Genomic DNA, 17993 nt, shown 5'->3' with positions numbered 1-17993 from the left:
AACCGATATCTTGAAATAGGCTTATTTTTTATGCGTAAATATTGACTGTTAATGGGAAAAGTAATAAGATGGGTTGTTAGTAACTGTGAGGTGAAACAATGTACCCGATTATTGAATTTTGCGTAAGCAATCTAGCCAGCGGGGCTCAGGAGGCTCTCGAAAGATTGGAGCGGGATCCGAATTTGGATATCATAGAATATGGTTGCCTGGGATATTGCGGCAGATGCTCCAGTAACTTATATGCACTTGTAAACGGTGAAGTGGTTTTTGGTGACACAACGGATGAATTGGTAGATAAAATATATAAGTACATTGATGAATTTGAAATGTCTTAATCATCAACGGCGGATAAAAGGCTGTTCCTGGAAGGGACAGCCCTTTTTTTTATCAGTGCTGCAATAAAGGGTGGGTTGTTTCCTGGGTCCGCTTGAATTCCTGGCCATCTGGATGAGGAAGGCTTACCGGGCATTTTTTTGGACACGAATTTTAGGATTGGGTTCAATGAATTAATCCATTATACCTATACCTATTGTAATAGACTAATTTTAGTTGGTAAAATAGGTGGGGGAATATGAATTTTTCCAAGCTGGAAAATTGAGCGCGGGAATTTCTTTGGTATATACTATAAAGAGAAATGGTTCTATCTCACATATTCAGAAGAAGGAGGGATTTATTGTGAGTGAAGTTGTTCAAATAACGGAAGCTGCCGCTTTTCAGATAAAAGAAATGATGAAACATAATGGTGAAGAGGGTTCCTTTTTAAGAGTGGCCGTTAAAGGCGGAGGCTGCAGTGGATTATCCTACGGAATGGGCTTTGAACAAGAGCCCGGAGAAAAAGATAGCCAGTTGGAACAGTTTGAAATTAAGATCCTTGTTAATGCCGAGGATGCAGATATATTGAATGGAACGGTAATTGATTATAAGCAAACGATGATGGGCGGAGGCTTTACGATCGAAAACCCAAATGCCATTGCATCATGCGGTTGCGGGTCTTCCTTCAAAACGGCAAAAAATGCCGGTACGCCGGAGAACTGCTAAGTTTGGCTGACGGTCAGTGATCGGTAAGTTAAGCGATGGGGATTACGTATTTACTCTTAGGAGGGTAACGTACTAAACCCCTAGCTAATTCGATATCAACTCATATATTTGACGCTTCTTGACGTATTTAACGATACGTTGGGAGGCGTCTTTTTTATGTCCGAAGAAAGGAGGAAATACGATGGCAGGAGCAGCAAACGCATGAACGGCCAGGGCTCGATTAACGCTTGAAAATAGCGACTGGAAATCTCGCATGAACGAAGTGAATAAAGATATGCGAGGGCATTCGAAAGAAGCCCAAAAGCTTAAAAAAGCTCAAGGCAATAAGAAAGGTTCTCTTATGTGAGCTTGAGTCGAGTAGCAGCATATCAATCTCGAAGATATGCTCTTAATTAGCTTATATCTTATTAGGGAAAACTATCCTTTGTAGAAAAAATAAGTAATTTTAGTATAATTATGTTAATATATAATTGTATACATAATTCAATAGGGAAAGCAGAGGGAATAATGAAAAAAATTTTAAGAAACATTTCGTTACTAGCACTTACACTTGTTTTATTTACAACTTCTTTTTCTGGTTTTGCAAGCGCTAAAGTAAAAACAGATCAGGAGAGTAAAAAAGTCGAAGAATTAGCTAAACACCTAGAATTTATTTTTGAAGAAGCAGCATTAAAAGATGATAACGGGAATGTAATTGGATTTGATGCTAATAAAATTGAAGAAAAATTTGGTCCAATTCCGGAAATAGAAAAGTTAAAAACTATTTCAAACCCCGACGAGGTTACTATAAAACCTATGAATGCAGCAGTAGATCGTTGCGTAGAAAAAAAGATTAAAAGCGAATATGGAGATATTATTACTGGAGCAGCTATTGGTGCAATTGTCGATTATATTAGTGAAAGAAATTATAAAATGGCAGCCAAAAAGGCTATAGCTCTAGGCTTAAGAGGTAGTGTAGTAGGTATTGCAATAGATCTCAGTATACTTCTTGGAAAATGTATTGCTTCTGAAACATAATAAAAAATCAATCACAAAAAATAGTTTCATATCTTTAAAACATCGTATTTATTGGTCTATTTGAAAGAAGGACACACTATTGTTACTACATTTGATAAAAAAAGAAATTAAGCACTAAAAAATTTAGTGCTTAATTTCTTTTTTTCTATTAGTTGTTAACCATGAGATAAGTGTAATAAATATAGCGAAAATTAATGACTCTAAAATATTTTCAGTCCATTTAAATACATTATATCTAGAATAATCCAAAATACTTTTAATAATAAACCCTACTATCCAAACCCCTATGCCTGTATAAATAAATCTCATAATGCCCCTCCTTTTAGTCTAATTAGACTAAACAAAAATGATAACGGAAATTATTTTTGCTAAAGTGAATTACATGCTATGCTCGGTTCTTGTTTAGGTCCATATTTTGTTATCTATTTATTTTAACGTTATGAACTACCTAACGCAACAACAAATGTAAATTATAACCTAAAATGGATGGTTATGCAAACTTTATCTTGCGCAAAATTCAAAAGCGACAATCAGAAATTATGTTATATGTATTTATACTCATATGCGAATATTTCAAAAATATTTCTGAGTATTGATACATTCGCACAAGCTGTCTTAAATTCACACCTATATCCCACGCGAAAAAGAAGGGATCATCAAAGATAGTCTTTTTTTAGTTATCAGAAACAGATAGTATGATATAATATTATTACATATTATGGAAATTAAAGGAGGGGTCTCATGGGCTTCTTTAATATTATTAAGAAAGTCATTTCGGGGAATGGTTCTCAGCAGAGCACAAAAAGTTACAAGGAAGCATCTTCGAAAATATCTTCAAAAGTTTCATATTCTTACGAGATTGATCCAATTCTAACAAAAAAGTTTTCGAACGGGCTAGTACCGGGAGAAATACTGTTAATTAATTGGATAGCAGGAAAAAATAAGGACGCGCAGTTCCCTCGTTATTTCGAAAAACATATGGAATCGACGCTCAACGTTCGTTATATAAGTTATTAAAAGAAGGTTATGTAGCAGAAGCGTCGGCTATCGAATCACTATCATCATTAAAGCTTCCAGAATTAAAAGAAATTTTGAAATCGAAAGAGTTAAAAGTAAGCGGGAACAAAGCTGAATTAATCTCGAGAATCGGAGATAATTGCATAAATGAAGAAATAGATACGTTTATAGATAGTCCAATGCTCAAAGTAACCGAAAAAGGCGATAAAGTCCTGGAGGAGTATTATTATATCGTTCCTGCACATCGAAACGACTCAAAAGACGGAGTGTATAACGTAGCGAGTACCATTAGACACGTCAACAAACTAAGCTATAAACCGAAGAACGGGGATGTTTCGTGGGCTTTATTTCAAAAAGCGTACATGAAACATGCGGAAGAATTTAAATACGGTTTAATGCGTAATGATATACTTAATATGGCAAGGCAGTTAGAAAGCGAGAGAAAATATAAGGACTCGTTATTTCACTATTTAAGAGTATACATAATCGACGTAAGCGGATTGAGTAATAGTTCTCGTTTAGATCACCCCAAATTGATGATGTACGAGGTACCTTCGAAGCATCAGATTAAAAAGTTAATTGAGATTTTAGAATACGATGAATCGGATATCCAAGACTTTTTTGTTGATACGTGGGATAAAACAAGCCCAGGTTTAAAGTATCACTATTTAACGTCAGAAGAGTGTTTACGTTGTCTTACTTACTCATTAAAAGATGAAGATGATAATGTAGAAAAGGCGTTGTTTAACGCATACGATCGATTAAATAAAACTATGAACGAAAAGTCCTTTCGCAATAAATATGGACTAGAGTTCCCGATTGATTACAAGGGATAATACGGATAAATCGGTGGTATCGCCCGGCTTGACAAGAGTGGTTCCATAATTGAGCTTTCAGATTTATGTCGATTCATTCGTACTCCCTGAACTTGGACAAGTCTTTGCTCTTGAAGTACGCTAAGCCTCGAATTATTTCGAGGTTTTCTTTTGTACGTTTATAGAACGTTTGTTCGTGTTATGATATCGTTATCCATACGAAGGGAATGACGGATATGACGTTACGTGACCGCGGAAAATTAAAGTGGGCGCCTGCTGCCTTTCTTCCGGAATATACGAAGATGCTACGGGACTTAGATACTGATTATCACCGACAACAAAAACCGATTATTGACGAGTTTCAATATGAAGAGTTCGACCAACGTATCTGCTACGCGATGGAACATAATTTTGCGGTGAAGATTACTAAGTGGGTGGACGGCTTTAATCACGAAATAGTTGGACGCATACATTACGTCGATCCGATAAAAAAGGAGGTACGGGTTAAGACGGAAGGGGACGAAGTGGAACGCGTAAAGATGGCGGAGATAATTGCGGTAGAGGTTAAGGAATAAATTTCCCCTTCGGACTTGTACACCGGTTAGCCAGCCGTTATAATAATAGAAAATACACGTTACGGTAAATACGTAAGTGCGAAAAAGTATACGAGTGTGATATATCGTTCAGTGACCGACTAAGTTACCGTTGGGGCAGCGTCTCCCATTACGGAGGCTTTACGATCGAAAACCCAAATGCCATCGCATCATGCGGTTGCGGGTCTTCCTTCAAAACGGCAAAAAATGCCGGTACGCCGGAGAACTGCTAAGTAAACTCCAATACATCGGAAAAAGGGGACACTTTAATAAGTGCCCCCTTTTTTGTTTTTTACAAGAGGGATTAGGATGGTCTCATCCTAACACGAGACCAGTTTAATGGCTCCATTCTTATCCACAGCTGTCGTTTTATCCGGCCCTGTTTTGGGTCCGGATCCGGCGGCAAAAATGATGGCTTCCATGTTATCCACTGCTTTATCCACATTTCCCTCTAAATCTGCAAGGATTGGATGCCCGCCGACTTCTTTTATCGTTTGAGCCTGTTTCTCTTTCCTGGTCATCCCGTATACGGTCATTTGCAATTTTTTGATAATTCCCCAATGATCTGCTTTCCGTTCGTTCCGTTGGCCCCTGCAATTAAAATATTCTTGGATGCATTCCCCTTTCATGGCTTCTTCTACTCTTTACCCATAGAATGAAAAGGGTAAGCACTGTGGATAACTAATTGAAAAAACTTATCCACAATCATCGAATTGGGGACAAAAAAAACCGGCCATGAAAGCCGGTTTTTGCGTACTATAATTAAAACATGGAAGAACTGTGCATCGGCTGAACTTTTGCTTTTGGGTCAATATATTGTTTGGCGTGATTGACGGCAGTGGGTGCCTCACCAAAACCACTGGCAATCAATTTTACTTTGCCATCATAGGTTGCAATATCGCCTGCTGCATAAATTCCCGGGATATTTGTTTCCATTCTGGAATTCACCAAAATGCTGTTCTTCTGGATATCAAGTCCCCATTCCTTAATGGGACCAAGAGAAGAAACGAATCCGTAATTGACGATGACTGCATCTACATCCATGGTCTCTGTATCGTCACCATTTGTATCCTTGATGACAATTGTATGGATACGTCCGTCTGTACCAATCAACTCTGCAGGTATGTATGGAGTCTTTATTTCCACTTTTGAATTTTTAAGTGTTTCTACACTATGTTCGTGGGCACGGAACTTATCTCTTCTGTGAATGATGCTCACTTTCTCGGCGATCGGCTCCAGCATTAAGGCCCAGTCAACTGCTGAATCCCCACCGCCGAAGACGACCACTTTTTTGCCGGCGAAGTGATTGAGGTCATCGATGAAATAGTGAAGGTTGCCGTTTTCATATTTTTTTGCATCTTCAATTTCGATGCGGCGGGGTTGGAAAGCCCCATTTCCAGCTGTGATGATAATCGTTTTGGAGTAATGGATTTCTTTATCAGTCGTTAACTTGAACACTCCATCGGCTTGCTTTTCCACTTCTTGAACGGCTTGCTCCAGGACGACATCCTGTTCGAACTTTGCCATTTGTTCTTTCAAATTATTCACTAGCTCCTGAGCTCGCACTTTGGGGAAACCGGCGATATCATAGATGTATTTCTCAGGATAAAGGGCCGACAATTGTCCGCCTAATTGTGGCAGGCTCTCGATGATTTTTACGGATGCCTGTCTCATTCCTCCATAAAATGCAGTGAATAATCCAACCGGGCCTCCGCCAATGATTGTAATATCATAAACTTTTTCATTAACTTCCAACGTTATCCCTCCGATATACTAGGTTTGCTGAAATTTATTCTCTTATTTTAACATAGATGATCTTTTAAAAAACGGAGAAAGTTAGAAAAGTGGGAAAGTTTTGACTATATTTGTGCAGTTTCCTGATGAATGCTCTGTATCCGCTTTCAAATCCGGGTGAAATTACCCTTTGCCAATGTTGAGCATATCGTATAAATATGGTCGCAACTGGGTGAAAAGTAATGTTTTTCGGCTATATTTTAACCTGAAAAAGTTCGGTTTGTTACTTGAAAAAGGTAAGGAAAAAGACTAATATTTACTTAGATATCATTTGGTAAATTTTTTATGAATTTTTTATGACATTTATGAAGTGTTACGTGAAATACGTCACAAATGTATAAGAGTGCTTTTTATAATGGAAATTATAAAGATAGACAATATATTTTAGTTATGGAAAGCATCACAAGAAAATATCGTAAAGGTGGAAGAATACTTTTGAAAAAGCCAACAATCGTTGTTTTAGGAGCAGGTTATGGTGGATTGATGACTGTTACTCGCTTACAGAAGGCGTTAGGTCAAAATGAAGCAGAAATCGTATTAGTTAACAAAAATGATTACCACTATGAAACAACATGGCTGCATGAAGCATCAGCTGGAACGCTTCATCATGATCGTGTGCGCTATCCAATCAAAAGTGTCATTAACAGCAAAGTTAAATTCATCCAGGATTCCGTTTTGGAAGTGAAAACGGAGAACAAAAAAGTCATCCTTCAAAACGGCGAAATTTCTTATGATTACTTAGTGATTGGTCTTGGGCCTGAATCGGAAACATTCGGAATCCAGGGGCTAAAAGAATATGCTTTCTCTATCTCTAACGTGAACACGGCACGTAAAATCCGTGACCATATCCAATTGCAATTCGCGACGTACAGTACTGAGGCTGAAAAGAATGAAGACCGCTTGACGATCGTTGTTGGAGGAGCAGGATTTACGGGTATCGAATTCCTTGGCGAATTGGCTAACCGTGTCCCTGAACTTTGTAAAGAATACGACATCGATTTCCAAAAGGTCCGCATGTACTGTGTGGAGGCAGCCCCAGCCGTCCTTCCTGGCTTCGATCCGGAATTGGTGGATTATGCAGTATCTTACCTTGAGAAAAAAGGTGTGGAATTCAAAATCGGCACACCGATCAAGGGGGCGACTCCTGAAGGCATCATCGTGGCAAAAGGCGAAGATGAAGTGGAAGAAATCAAAGCGGGCACCGTTGTATGGGCAGCTGGCGTACGTGGAAACTCCGTGATAGAGGCTTCCGGTTTTGAAGCTATGCGCGGACGAATTAAAGTGAACCTTGACATGCGGGCACCGGGGCATGACGATATCTTCATCGTAGGGGATTGCGCTTTGATCATCAACGAGGAAATTAATCGTCCATATCCACCTACTGCACAAATAGCGATGCAGCAAGGTGAGGTCATTGCAAAGAACCTGACTAAATTGGTTCGTAACGAAAGCGACCTGGAAACGTTCACCTTCGAAAACAAAGGAACGGTATGTTCACTCGGTGAAGATAATGCGATTGGTGTTGTCTTCGGCAAGAAAGTTACAGGTAAGACTGCATCATTCATGAAGAAAATGGTTGATAACAGGGCATTGTTAATGATTGGCGGAGCCTCACTTGTTGCTAAAAAAGGTAAATTCAACGTTCTTTAATTTTTTTGATAGATCAATAATGGCCATTTGGGGATTGTCCCTGAATGGCTTTTTCATTGGCATCCCATCCATCGATGAGTGTGTCATAGCGGAGTATGCAATTTTTTTGTGTGGAATATAATGGGGATGACGAAGTTTGATCAAGGAAATTATCTTTGGCATCATCTTTACTAAATAATGATTGTAGGGGAAGTGGGTTTTGGTGGAACGTTGCAAAAATGTTTGGCTGGCAGTGTCCGGCCTTGTGATATCGGATAAAGGTGAGTGGCTTGTCGTGAACAAAAGGTATGGCGGATTGAAAGGGCAATGGTCGCTTCCGGCAGGTTTTGTCAAAAATGATGAAACCGTCGATGAAGCTGTCGTAAGGGAAGTGCTGGAGGAGACGGGCATTCATACAGAAATCGAAGGCATCGTAGGAGTGAGAAGCGGAGTCATCAAAGGGGATATAAGTGATAATATGTTGATATTTTTACTTAAACCGCTCAGTTTTGAAGTAAATGCTCAATTGGATGAATTATATGAAGCTAAATTTTATCACCCTGATTTACTCATGAAGGAAGGGAAGCAATCGTTACTATTGGAACAGCTTTTAGCTTTTAAAAAGGAAAGAATGCAGACGATGCTTGACGGGTTGAATCCGGGAGATCAATTTGGATATACATCATATAAACTATTCTTGTAATTTGGGTAATTATCTTTTCTTCGGTATTATTTGGTATAAGTCGTTGACGCAGCAATTATTTTTTCAGTAAACTAAAGGTGTCGCTTTTAAGGAGGGTCAAGAATAACATGCCATTGCCTGTTTTAATTATCTCAATACTCTTATTTTTCATATTGTTTTTCGGAATTGGCTTTTTGCTGAATATGCTCTTTCGTTCTTCGTGGATCATGGTCTTCTTATTTCCAATCGTCTTCATCATCATTGTCAATGAAACAAAGCTAATAGAATATTTTAGGAATCCGGGAATATCTTTTTCCAATCTTGGTACGAACCTTACATCCCTGCATACGGCAGACATCATTATTTTATCAAGCGGGCTGCTTGGTGCGGTTTTAGCTGGTGTGGTCATCAGGATTCTAAGGAATAAAGGATATCAAATGTTTTAATAAGGGAAGGGCCGTCATTTATGGACGGTCCTTTTTTTGTAGGCTGTTTTCGCATACTTTGTTGCTATTTACCAAGGAGTGCGGTGTGGTTGATTTCCCCTCCAGATGCTCGCTTTCCGCGGGGCGGTGAGCATCCTCGGCGTAAACCCTGTGGGGTCTTCACCTGTCCCGCTGCTCCCGCGGGCAGTCTGGCACTTCCGCTCCAATCAACCTTAAATAGTTATGTTTTAAAAACAACGATCTTAACGAAAAGAGCCTTTTTGTATGAAAAATTGGTTCTTTCCATGCTTTATGAATACTTTCACTCCGTAAAGGGAACAAATATCCTTGTGAGAGGAGTGGAATTGATACATATGAAGATTGTAAAGGCATTATTTTTGAGGGTTGCTATTATCATATTATTTATCTTGGCCATCGAATCGACCTTGAATCATGTTTTTGGGGCAGTTCCTGAAGATCATCCTTTTGAAGAGGCAATGAGACAACATCGAATGCTTGGTCTCGAATATAAAGCGATCCATAGTGGGGGGCAAGTGGCAACGCTAATGGCATCGGCATCTGCGAGCAATGGTCCCACGACGATAGCGGAGGCAATCGAGCTTTCGAAATACCCGAAGCATGAAGTTTTGGCTACAGGATATACAGCAGGGTATGAATCAACCGGAAAGTACCCGGAAAGCCCATCTTATGGAATCACATATTCAGGGGTGAAGGTGAAACGGGATTTGTTTTCCACCATTGCCGCCGATCTTGCCATATTCCCTCTCGGAACCATCCTTTGGATTCCGGGCTATGGATATGGGGTTGTAGCGGACAAGGGTGGTGCGATCAAAGGGAATCATCTGGATCTATACTACGAAACGGTACAGGATGTGTACGAGAACTGGGGAAAGAAAACCCTTGAAGTATATGTTGTCCAAAAAGGGAACGGCGAATTATCCGAACAACAGTTAAGCAGGTTGAATGAAACCAAGATCAAGCAGGTATTCAAGCCGAAAATCGCTGAGAAAACATTGAATGAGAATGTAGCTTCTTTTGCTTTTTAAAGAGGAAAGTGAAAGGCTGCCTCAATTGAGGCAGCCTTTTCTGTTTCATTTGGGACGCCCTTAGGGCATGCCTTTGTAGGCTTCAGGATGCAGAGTCTTTGCCAATATGGACAGCCCATCCAGCAAACGCGGGGAAGGCCGGCAGAATAAAGGTTCTTCCATGATGTGAATATGGTTATTCCGGACGGCCTTCATATCAGTCCACCCTTGCCGTTTCCTGACAAGCGCAGGGTTTACTTTACGTAAAGGGACACCGACCCAAGCTAAGCAAATATGGTCGGGATCCTTTTTTTGGACCTCTTCGGAAGTGACTTGAATGCTTGCCATGTCGACATCCTCGAAAAGGTTATATCCTCCCGCAAGCGTACTGATTTCGGATAACCAATTAACTCCCCCGGGGCTGAATAAGGGATTAGGCCACCATTCCCAATACAGGGACGGCTTTGTTTCGATTTTATCGGCGATGTTTTTATATTGAAGGATGGCATCACGGAATTTGGCTGCCTGTTCCTCTGCTTTTTCCTTAAGATCCATCGCCTCGCCCAAGGTCAGTAAATCTTTTGCGATATCTTCAAGCGATTGCGGGTTGAAGATGATATGGGGGATGTTCCGTTCTTTTAGCCCCACAATGTTTTTTTCCATGCCCGGTACACTCAGTGAAGCCAGCACCAAATCGGGTTTTAGTGATTCCACATGATCGATATCGATCGATAAGTCGGGCCCCACCTTAGGAAGATGCTGTAGGGTTTCAGGCCAATCAGAGTAGTCATCGATGGCGATCAGCTGATCTTCGATTCCTAGATATGTGCATAGTTCCGTATTGCTGGGGCAAAGAGAGATTATTTTCAAATTGAACACCTACCCTTGAAAGATGAAAAAGTGAAGTGCCAATGCAATGAATACTCCGGTCAAGGCTCCGAAAAATACCTCGATTGGCTTATGGCCCAACAGTTCCTTTAATTGCTGCTGTTTCTGTTTATCTGCTTTTTTCTGCCAGTTCTTTGCTTGCTCGACAAAGGTATTGAAGTCGGTAACGAGCTGGTTCAAGACGGCTGCCTGTTCTCCTGCCTGCCGTCTCACTCCTGTCGCGTCGAACATCGTGATGATTGCAAAGATCGCGGCAACGGCAAATACAGGGGAATCCATTCCGGTTTCGATCCCTACCGCCACGGTCAGGGCTGACACGGCCGCAGAGTGGGAGCTTGGCATACCGCCTGTGGAGTTAATGAGTGACCAGTTCACTTTGCGAAATGCTATGAAGTGGATGGGCACTTTGATGAATTGAGCAAAGAAAATGGCAATCAATGCTGCGATTAAAGGGAAGTTGAGTAATAATTCCAAGAGTATCAGCCTTCTTTCTGGTTATAAGTAAAGATGAAATCCATATATGGGTAAATGCATCCTGTTCGGAATAAGGCCCTTATTATTAGTTCCATTCAGTCCTGTCGATTCCCTGCCGGCATAAGTATAAATATAATCTTTCTTATACTATTACTCTAAAGTCACCCATTCTAAACAATATCCCTTGTTATTATTATTTTCGCGGCTTATTCGAAAATTTTTGAAGATTTCGTTATAATGAATGTAATAGAATGGAGGAGGTATCAGAATGTTCACAGTAAAAAATTCCTTAAATATAGATTTGATTGACGAATGCCTGATTCTAGGCGTATTTGACAGACCCGTAAAGTTCACAGGGATAGGAAAAGAAGCGGATGAACGATTGGATGGCCAGCTGACAGAGTTGGTGAAAGCCGGGGAAATCTCTTCCAAGAAAAAATCAGTGGTCAAAATACATACATTAGGTAAATTAAGCGTAAAGAGATTGATTTTTGTAGGGTTGGGCAAGGAAAAGGAGCTATCTTTTGAAACGCTCCGCGAAGCGTTGGGAAAAGCGCGTAAGACGATTAAAGAATCAAAGATTACGACACTTTCAATCGCGTTGGATACATTCACGACTGAAAATCTGGATGCATTGGATGCAGCGCATGCTTGTTCCGAAGCTTTTGAACTTGCATCCTATAAATTTGACGGATACAAGCAAAAATCGAACCAGGTCGAAAAAAGCCTTGAATCGATTACGGTTTACAGTGAATTTGATCAAGAAGAGGTCGGTGCCGCGCTGCATGTAGGGAGGATCTTCGGAAGGGCGACGAACTCAGCCAGAACATTGGTCAATACACCGGGCAATTTGCTGACTTCCACGGATTTGGCGGATTATTCATCTTCCTTGGGCGAACGTTATGGGTTTGAAGTGGAGATCCTCGAGAAGGAAGACATGCTCAAGTTGGGAATGGGCGCACTCCTTGCTGTCAATAAAGGTTCGGTCGAGCCTCCGAAAATGATCGTCCTGAAGTATCAAGGTAAGGATGAATGGAAGGATGTTATCGGGTTGGTCGGTAAAGGGATCACGTTCGATACGGGTGGATACTCATTGAAAACGAAGGCTGGTATCGTTGGAATGAAGACGGATATGGGCGGTGCGGCAGCCGTTTTAGGTGCAATGGAAATCATCGGCGAATTGGGACCGGACCAAAATGTCGTGGCGGTCATTCCTTCCACTGATAACATGATCAGCGGTGATGCATTCAAGCCCGATGACGTGATCACTGCCATGAGCGGCAAGACGATAGAGGTATTGAACACGGATGCGGAAGGCCGTCTGGTTTTGGCGGATGCCATGACTTACGCTAAACATCATGGTGCCGACTATCTTATTGACGTTGCCACTTTAACGGGTGGTGTCATAACGGCGCTGGGCATGGATATGACGGGTGCAATGACAAATGACACGGAATTCTATGAACAAGTGGTCAAAGCCTCAGAGGAGGCCGGGGAGCCCATTTGGAGATTGCCGATTACGGAAAAGGATAAAGAGCGGGTACGCAATAGTAAAATAGCGGATTTGAATAATTCACCTGGAGGGGCGGGACATGCAATCATGGGCGGCGCCTTCATCGGTGAATTTGCCGAAGAAACTCCGTGGGTCCATCTGGATATTGCCGGAACTTCCACAACCTCGAGCAACTCCGAATTGTGCACATCGGGGGCTACCGGTGTCATGGCACGCACGCTTGCACTATTGGTTGAAACCTTTGAAACGAAAACAAGATGAGCCAAAATAGCCGAAGCCGAAAATAGGCTTCGGTTTTTTTACCAAGACGGACGTTATGTCTCCCTCCATTTCAAGCTGACGATGATATGGCAATTTTCTTCTCCTGCTTTAGGATAGAAATCAAAACGGATCCCATCGGGGTTATACGTGATATCAGGTTCGTTCTTAATTCCTATCTTTCGGATCATATCGATCACGACATTTTTTTGCGATGCTTGGGCAGCAGTCATCAACCGGTTCGAGAAAGGCTTGGATGTGGCTATGGTATCCATGACCTTTTTTACATCAAGCATCAAAGATTGCGAGGTATTTGCCGATTTGACTAGCAGATCTGGATTGGTTGCCAAGTAGGGACGGAATGTCCGATTCCTGGCGTGAGGCGGAAATAGGATGGGATCATATAAAAAATAAGGGAAATCCTCCAAAAGGTTTCCTTCCTTTCATTAGGTCTGTCTATAGACACGTTTTCGTTATACGTTAAAATATGTATAAAGGCCAGCCGATATGATAGAGGTTTGTGAATGACCTTTTTCTGCAAAAAAACTTCTTGAAAATTATGATCAAAGACACACTATTATTTGTAAACTGCTTCATTGACAGGTATAGTGTATAGTAATATACTTACTTACCTAAAGTAAGGAGAAGGCACACTATAAATTATAAAATAGGTGATGTTAACATGAAAATAACCCAGGAAACAAAAGACCTTTTAATAGATAAAATGAATATCATCCAAACCCCCGGTAAAGCTGATATATGCCTTGTGGGACCTGTGAACCTGCCGGTTGAACAAGGAGATTTCTCAACGGTTTTCCAATGGTATACATGGCTTCAGCTTGACGGTGCGGATAATGACAAGGATACGGTGCTTGATTCGCTTTCGGAAGCGAACCTCGCTTTTGGACAGCAATCCTCCGTATTGGTTTATGGTGATTTTAAAAAGTCGGAGGATGCACTTGTCCGGATGCATAGCATCTGCCACACAGGTGATATCTTCGGAAGTAAACGCTGTGATTGCGGCTACCAGCTCCACCAATCGATGAAGATGATAGCCGAGCATGGGTGCGGGGCCATTTTTTACCTTGCGGACCATGAAGGAAGAGGGATTGGCCTGTTTTCCAAATCTCTTGCCTATTTGCTTCAGCAGGAAGGTTATGACACGGTCGAGGCGAATGAGGCTTTAGGATTCGAAGACGATACGCGATCTTACGAGGGAGCCATTCGCGTATTGAGGGAACTGCGTAAGGATCCGGTTACTTTAATCACGAACAACCCCAAAAAGCTGGATGCCCTCATGAAGCATGGACTTGCGGCAAAGGACCATATTCCGCTTTGGGGAGGTTTGACGGAAGATAATAGTTTCTATCTCGATACTAAGGTCAAGAAGTCTGGACATATACCCACAAAGAAGCCAACTTTGATTGTATAAGGAGAGCTATAGAATGAATGATGATCAATATTACATGAAGCTGGCACTGGATTTGGCAGCCAGTGCTAAAGGAAAGACGAATCCAAATCCAGTGGTCGGGGCAGTCATAGTGAAAGACGGTGTGATAGCCGGGACAGGGATCCACCGTAAAGCGGGTGAACCGCATGCGGAAGTACATGCTTTTAAAATGGCGGGTGAGTATGCAGAAGGTGCAACGCTTTATGTGACTCTTGAGCCTTGTTCCCATTATGGAAAGACGCCTCCTTGTGCAAATTTGGTGAAAGAATCAGGTGTCCGGCGAGTTGTGGTTGCGACTCAAGATCCGAATCCGGAAGTGGCCGGCAGAGGAATATCGATCATAAAGGATGCAGGCATTGAAGTTGAAGTCGGCGTCCTGGAAAAGGAAGCTCAAAGGCTGAATGAGCGTTTTATTCACAATATGCTGACGGATCGTCCATTTGTCATATCGAAGTATGCGATGACGCTCGATGGAAAACTTGCAACCCACACAGGCCATTCAAAGTGGATAACAGGGGAAGAGTCACGTCATTCCGTTCATTTGCTCCGTGATGAGGTGGATGCCATCCTAGTTGGTATCGGGACTGTGTTGGCCGATGATCCATCACTGACGACCAGACTTCCGGAGGGCGGAGGGAAAAATCCGATCCGGATCATTTTAGACAGTGAATTACGGGTTCCATTGGATGCCAAAGTTGTAGAAGTATCAAATGCGAAGACCTTGATCGTAACGCAGGAAAATGCACCTGCGGATAAAATGGACCTTTTACGTGAAAAAGGGATCGAATTCATTTTCGTCCCCAAAAACGAGACGGGACTGAATCTAACGGCATTAATGGAAGAGCTGTATAAAAAGGGGATTACGGATGTCTTGCTGGAAGGCGGAAGCGAAGTGAATGCCTCATTCCTTAGGGAAGGGCTCATCGATAAATACTTGATTTATATAGCCCCTAAACTATTGGGCGGCAGAAACTCACTGACACCGTATACTGGCATGAATGTGGATACGATGGATGAAGCGATGGATGTTTCCTTCTCTGGCGTGGAAACGTTTGGTGAGGACATGCGCATCACGGCTTATCCTAAATAAAAATAGACAACAGGTGAAGAGGCATGATGGTTAAATCAGATGTATGCATAGTCGGTTCAGGTCCTGGAGGTGCCCTGCTGGCTTACCTATTGGCCAAGCAGGACATTTCAGTCGTATTGCTTGAAAGGCATTCTGAAGTTTCAAGGGAGTTCAGGGGCGAGTTCTTGAACGATGAAGGAGAGGGCATTCTTAAAAAGCACGGTTTATTCAATAGTGTGGAAAAACTTGGCTTGCTTAGGATGGAACAAATTGAATATTGGCATGACGGCCAAATATTCAAAAGCATTATCCCGGAATGGCCTGTCGATCATGTTGGGATCCATGTCCCTCAAAACCATCTGCTTAAAGTCATATTGAATGAAGCCGAAAAGCTGGACTCCTTTCAATTGATGATGAATACGAGGGTTACCGACTTGATGCAGAATGAAATGGGCCGTTTTACGGGTGTCAAGGCCCGTAATGGCGGAAATGACCTTGAAGTGCAAAGTCCATTGATAATCGGAGCGGACGGAAGGTTTTCCATCGTTCGAAAAAAAGCGGGAATACCAGTCGAGATTAAAGATCATGGCTATGATTTACTGTGGGCAAAAATTCCTGCTCCGGAGGGGTGGAAGCCTTCGATCAAGATGGCATTGGTCAATGGCTCCCAGGTTGCCCTCTTCACCCAGGCCGGAGGTTTCATCCAAATTGGCTGGAATATAGAGCATGGTTCATTTCCCCATTTGCGAAAACAGCATTTTGAACCATTCATTGAAGATTTGCTTCTTGCCTTTCCTGAATTAAAAAAGGTAGTATGTGAAAATATCCGCTCTTGGCAGGACTTCATTTTATTGGATGTTTACAGCAGCTATTGTGAAACGTGGACAAAGGATGGCGTTGCTTTATTAGGTGATGCAGCCCATACGATGACGCCTACGGGTGCGTTCGGACTCAATTGTGCCATGAAGGATGCCGACATATTGGCCGAGCTTATTTCTGGATGCACCATGCAGGGGGATACTGGCTTCCTTGGACTTAAAATGGCTGAGCCAAAAAGAAAAGCCGAGATTGAAAGATTACAGGCCATTCAGGTGGACAAGGAGATGTCCTTCGCATCACAGTTTGCCGCCGCTTATGTTTGAATAGGAGTGAAGGATATGAAATTCGGTTTTGATATTGACGATACCCTTATTAACTTGAGGGAGTTCGCGTTCCATCTTTATAATGAAAAGCTTAATACGAACATAGAGTTAACGAAATTCAGGGCTTTAAAGACGTTGGAGATCCATGAAGCTTTCGGGCTTGATAAAGAGGCTGGGGGCAAGATGTGGAACAGCCTGGCCGATGAAGTGTATTATTCATCCTGTCCAGCCTTCGAGGGCGCAGTGGAAACGCTGCAGGAGCTTGAACGCGATGGCCACGAAATCTATTACATCACCGCCAGAAAAGCGGAGCATGGTGAACGGACGAAAAAATGGCTGATCGAAAACGGCTTTCCGGTTAAGGATGACCATTTTTACTGCGGGATGAGGGATCATGAAAAAATTGATACGATCCGCAAATTGGAATTGGATTATTATTTTGATGATAAACCGGCAGTGCTGGAAACGTTATTGGATATTCCAACGAAAGTGTATGCAATGGATAACTCCTATAACAGGGAATTGGATATTCCAAGACTGACAAGCTGGTTTGAATTAAAAGAAATCCTCTCCAAATAATACATTTACATTATTGACGGATGACTTGATAGACTTGAGTCATCCTTTTTTTGTATACTAATATGAATAACGGTTCATTTTTTGCTAAAAAAACAAGAGAGTCGGGGGTAATGGGATGGAGAGAAATATTGAAAATTCATTGATAGGCACGCTTGGGATTGAAATGAAAGAAGTGGGCGAGGGGAAAGTCATTGCGACGATGCCTGTGGATGAACGCACTAGGCAGCCGTATGGTTTATTGCATGGGGGAGCGTCCGTTGCGCTTGCGGAATCCGTTGCAAGCTTTGGAGGGATGATGCTGGTAGATCGTACAAAACAAGCTGTCGTCGGCCTTGAAATCAATGCCAATCATGTTAGGGGCGTCCGTTCAGGTGTTGTTACCGCAGAGGGGAACATCATCCATCGCGGGAAGACGACGATGGTGTGGGACGTGAAGATTCGTGATGAAGAGGATCATCTTATCTGCATTTCACGCTGTACATTGGCAGTTATCGACTTACCGAAGTCAAAGTGAATCAAAAGAACAACGTAAATTGGCGCAATGATTCTACATTATCCGGTTTA

At 41.9% G+C, this 17993-nt stretch carries 21 protein-coding genes and 2 pseudogenes; 17 read left to right on the top strand and 6 right to left on the bottom strand.

The genetic code is table 11. The annotated features are described in order from the left end of the window. Positions 1–98 precede the first annotated feature (98 nt). From AC0VX1_RS24630 to AC0VX1_RS24620, 3 genes are all read left to right on the top strand, one after another. Positions 99–335 carry a YuzB family protein gene (locus AC0VX1_RS24630; protein WP_034310204.1) on the top strand — a complete coding sequence of 79 codons (237 nt, stop codon included), beginning with the start codon at positions 99–101 and terminating at the stop codon, positions 333–335. A 340-nt stretch (positions 336–675) separates the two neighbouring features. Further along, positions 676–1038: a HesB/IscA family protein gene (locus AC0VX1_RS24625; protein WP_063574759.1), complete on the top strand. Its 363-nt coding sequence runs from the start codon at positions 676–678 to the stop codon at positions 1036–1038. A gap of 507 nt (positions 1039–1545) precedes the next feature. After that, positions 1546–2055, top strand: coding sequence for a hypothetical protein (locus AC0VX1_RS24620; protein ID WP_475469448.1), 510 nt, complete (start codon positions 1546–1548; stop codon positions 2053–2055). A gap of 123 nt (positions 2056–2178) precedes the next feature. Here AC0VX1_RS24620 and AC0VX1_RS24615 read toward each other — a convergent pair whose 3' ends face one another. Then, the gene (locus AC0VX1_RS24615) at positions 2179–2364 is read right to left on the bottom strand and encodes a hypothetical protein (RefSeq protein WP_475469447.1); all 186 of its coding nucleotides are present in this window, start codon (positions 2362–2364) and stop codon (positions 2179–2181) included. A gap of 674 nt (positions 2365–3038) precedes the next feature. Between AC0VX1_RS24615 and AC0VX1_RS24610 the strand changes: the two are divergent. From AC0VX1_RS24610 to AC0VX1_RS24595, 4 genes and pseudogenes are all read left to right on the top strand, one after another. Continuing rightward, positions 3039–3191: pseudogene (locus tag AC0VX1_RS24610) on the top strand (SAP domain-containing protein); the annotation flags it as partial. 60 nt (positions 3192–3251) lie between these two features. Continuing rightward, on the top strand, positions 3252–3908 hold the full coding sequence (locus AC0VX1_RS24605; RefSeq protein ID WP_475469445.1) for a hypothetical protein: 657 nt from the start codon (positions 3252–3254) through the stop codon (positions 3906–3908). A 215-nt stretch (positions 3909–4123) separates the two neighbouring features. After that, entirely contained in the window at positions 4124–4462 is a 339-nt protein-coding gene (locus AC0VX1_RS24600; protein ID WP_475469443.1) for a YolD-like family protein, read from the top strand. A 152-nt stretch (positions 4463–4614) separates the two neighbouring features. Continuing rightward, a pseudogene (locus AC0VX1_RS24595) lies at positions 4615–4713 on the top strand (iron-sulfur cluster assembly accessory protein); the annotation flags it as partial. 87 nt (positions 4714–4800) lie between these two features. Here the strand turns inward: AC0VX1_RS24595 and AC0VX1_RS24590 are convergent. Then, a complete protein-coding gene (locus tag AC0VX1_RS24590) occupies positions 4801–5109 on the bottom strand; it encodes a hypothetical protein (protein WP_475469441.1) in 309 nt (102 codons plus the stop codon). Positions 5110–5242: 133 nt separating this feature from the next. Next, positions 5243–6235, bottom strand: a complete 993-nt coding sequence (locus AC0VX1_RS24585) for an NAD(P)/FAD-dependent oxidoreductase (RefSeq protein WP_034310210.1) — start codon at positions 6233–6235, stop codon at positions 5243–5245. 474 nt (positions 6236–6709) lie between these two features. Here AC0VX1_RS24585 and AC0VX1_RS24580 point away from each other — a divergent pair, with 474 nt between their 5' ends. The 4 genes from AC0VX1_RS24580 (at position 6710) to AC0VX1_RS24565 (ending at position 10077) form a co-directional block, all read left to right on the top strand. After that, positions 6710–7924, top strand: coding sequence for an NAD(P)/FAD-dependent oxidoreductase (locus tag AC0VX1_RS24580; protein ID WP_098864800.1), 1215 nt, complete (start codon positions 6710–6712; stop codon positions 7922–7924). Between the two features lie 202 nt (positions 7925–8126). Beyond that, positions 8127–8606, top strand: a complete 480-nt coding sequence (locus AC0VX1_RS24575; RefSeq protein WP_053537405.1) for an NUDIX domain-containing protein — start codon at positions 8127–8129, stop codon at positions 8604–8606. 107 nt (positions 8607–8713) lie between these two features. After that, on the top strand, positions 8714–9031 hold the full coding sequence (locus tag AC0VX1_RS24570) for a YuiB family protein (RefSeq protein ID WP_034310217.1): 318 nt from the start codon (positions 8714–8716) through the stop codon (positions 9029–9031). A 353-nt stretch (positions 9032–9384) separates the two neighbouring features. Continuing rightward, positions 9385–10077 (top strand): 3D domain-containing protein, encoded by a 693-nt coding sequence (locus tag AC0VX1_RS24565; protein ID WP_048687644.1) that lies wholly within the window; start codon positions 9385–9387, stop codon positions 10075–10077. A gap of 60 nt (positions 10078–10137) precedes the next feature. Here AC0VX1_RS24565 and AC0VX1_RS24560 read toward each other — a convergent pair whose 3' ends face one another. Both AC0VX1_RS24560 and AC0VX1_RS24555 read right to left on the bottom strand, forming a co-directional pair. Then, entirely contained in the window at positions 10138–10926 is a 789-nt protein-coding gene (locus tag AC0VX1_RS24560; RefSeq protein ID WP_413021786.1) for a cobalamin-binding protein, read from the bottom strand. Positions 10927–10935: 9 nt separating this feature from the next. Further along, positions 10936–11418: a divergent PAP2 family protein gene (locus tag AC0VX1_RS24555; protein ID WP_034310222.1), complete on the bottom strand. Its 483-nt coding sequence runs from the start codon at positions 11416–11418 to the stop codon at positions 10936–10938. A gap of 268 nt (positions 11419–11686) precedes the next feature. On the opposite strand from AC0VX1_RS24555, the gene AC0VX1_RS24550 reads away from it, so the two are divergent. Continuing rightward, positions 11687–13192 carry a leucyl aminopeptidase gene (locus AC0VX1_RS24550; protein ID WP_475469438.1) on the top strand — a complete coding sequence of 502 codons (1506 nt, stop codon included), beginning with the start codon at positions 11687–11689 and terminating at the stop codon, positions 13190–13192. A 53-nt stretch (positions 13193–13245) separates the two neighbouring features. On the opposite strand, the gene AC0VX1_RS24545 is transcribed toward AC0VX1_RS24550, so the two are convergent. Then, positions 13246–13617, bottom strand: coding sequence for a YuzC family spore coat inner layer protein (locus tag AC0VX1_RS24545; RefSeq protein WP_413021790.1), 372 nt, complete (start codon positions 13615–13617; stop codon positions 13246–13248). 254 nt (positions 13618–13871) lie between these two features. Between AC0VX1_RS24545 and AC0VX1_RS24540 the strand changes: the two genes are divergently transcribed. From AC0VX1_RS24540 to AC0VX1_RS24520, 5 genes are all read left to right on the top strand, one after another. Then, positions 13872–14621 (top strand): GTP cyclohydrolase II, encoded by a 750-nt coding sequence (locus AC0VX1_RS24540; protein WP_413008026.1) that lies wholly within the window; start codon positions 13872–13874, stop codon positions 14619–14621. A 13-nt stretch (positions 14622–14634) separates the two neighbouring features. Then, positions 14635–15729 (top strand): bifunctional diaminohydroxyphosphoribosylaminopyrimidine deaminase/5-amino-6-(5-phosphoribosylamino)uracil reductase RibD, encoded by a 1095-nt coding sequence (ribD, locus tag AC0VX1_RS24535; protein ID WP_413021792.1) that lies wholly within the window; start codon positions 14635–14637, stop codon positions 15727–15729. A 23-nt stretch (positions 15730–15752) separates the two neighbouring features. Next, a complete protein-coding gene (locus AC0VX1_RS24530) occupies positions 15753–16850 on the top strand; it encodes an FAD-dependent monooxygenase (protein ID WP_475469436.1) in 1098 nt (365 codons plus the stop codon). A gap of 15 nt (positions 16851–16865) precedes the next feature. Continuing rightward, the gene (locus AC0VX1_RS24525; RefSeq protein WP_413021794.1) at positions 16866–17429 is read left to right on the top strand and encodes a 5' nucleotidase, NT5C type; all 564 of its coding nucleotides are present in this window, start codon (positions 16866–16868) and stop codon (positions 17427–17429) included. A 115-nt stretch (positions 17430–17544) separates the two neighbouring features. After that, on the top strand, positions 17545–17943 hold the full coding sequence (locus AC0VX1_RS24520) for a hotdog fold thioesterase (RefSeq protein WP_323596151.1): 399 nt from the start codon (positions 17545–17547) through the stop codon (positions 17941–17943). Positions 17944–17993 lie beyond the last annotated feature (50 nt).

The sequence above is a fragment of the Peribacillus sp. QJM3NY_7 genome (assembly GCF_056173225.1).
The sequence above is the reverse complement of the archived record's forward strand: the minus strand, read 5'-3'. Positions and strand labels throughout refer to the sequence as shown.

Bases quoted from the DNA above. Each gene is read 5' to 3' on its own strand.
- AC0VX1_RS24630 (WP_034310204.1), top strand. From the start codon at position 99: ATGTACCCGATTATTGAATTTTGCGTAAGCAATCTAGCCAGCGGGGCT.
- AC0VX1_RS24620 (WP_475469448.1), top strand. From the start codon at position 1,546: ATGAAAAAAATTTTAAGAAACATTTCGTTACTAGCACTTACACTTGTT.
- AC0VX1_RS24615 (WP_475469447.1), bottom strand. From the start codon at position 2,364: ATGAGATTTATTTATACAGGCATAGGGGTTTGGATAGTAGGGTTTATT.
- AC0VX1_RS24605 (WP_475469445.1), top strand. From the start codon at position 3,252: ATGCTCAAAGTAACCGAAAAAGGCGATAAAGTCCTGGAGGAGTATTAT.
- AC0VX1_RS24600 (WP_475469443.1), top strand. From the start codon at position 4,124: ATGACGTTACGTGACCGCGGAAAATTAAAGTGGGCGCCTGCTGCCTTT.
- AC0VX1_RS24590 (WP_475469441.1), bottom strand. From the start codon at position 5,109: ATGAAAGGGGAATGCATCCAAGAATATTTTAATTGCAGGGGCCAACGG.
- AC0VX1_RS24570 (WP_034310217.1), top strand. From the start codon at position 8,714: ATGCCATTGCCTGTTTTAATTATCTCAATACTCTTATTTTTCATATTG.
- AC0VX1_RS24565 (WP_048687644.1), top strand. From the start codon at position 9,385: ATGAAGATTGTAAAGGCATTATTTTTGAGGGTTGCTATTATCATATTA.
- AC0VX1_RS24550 (WP_475469438.1), top strand. From the start codon at position 11,687: ATGTTCACAGTAAAAAATTCCTTAAATATAGATTTGATTGACGAATGC.
- AC0VX1_RS24540 (WP_413008026.1), top strand. From the start codon at position 13,872: ATGAAAATAACCCAGGAAACAAAAGACCTTTTAATAGATAAAATGAAT.
- ribD (WP_413021792.1), top strand. From the start codon at position 14,635: ATGAATGATGATCAATATTACATGAAGCTGGCACTGGATTTGGCAGCC.
- AC0VX1_RS24530 (WP_475469436.1), top strand. From the start codon at position 15,753: ATGATGGTTAAATCAGATGTATGCATAGTCGGTTCAGGTCCTGGAGGT.
- AC0VX1_RS24525 (WP_413021794.1), top strand. From the start codon at position 16,866: ATGAAATTCGGTTTTGATATTGACGATACCCTTATTAACTTGAGGGAG.
- AC0VX1_RS24520 (WP_323596151.1), top strand. From the start codon at position 17,545: ATGGAGAGAAATATTGAAAATTCATTGATAGGCACGCTTGGGATTGAA.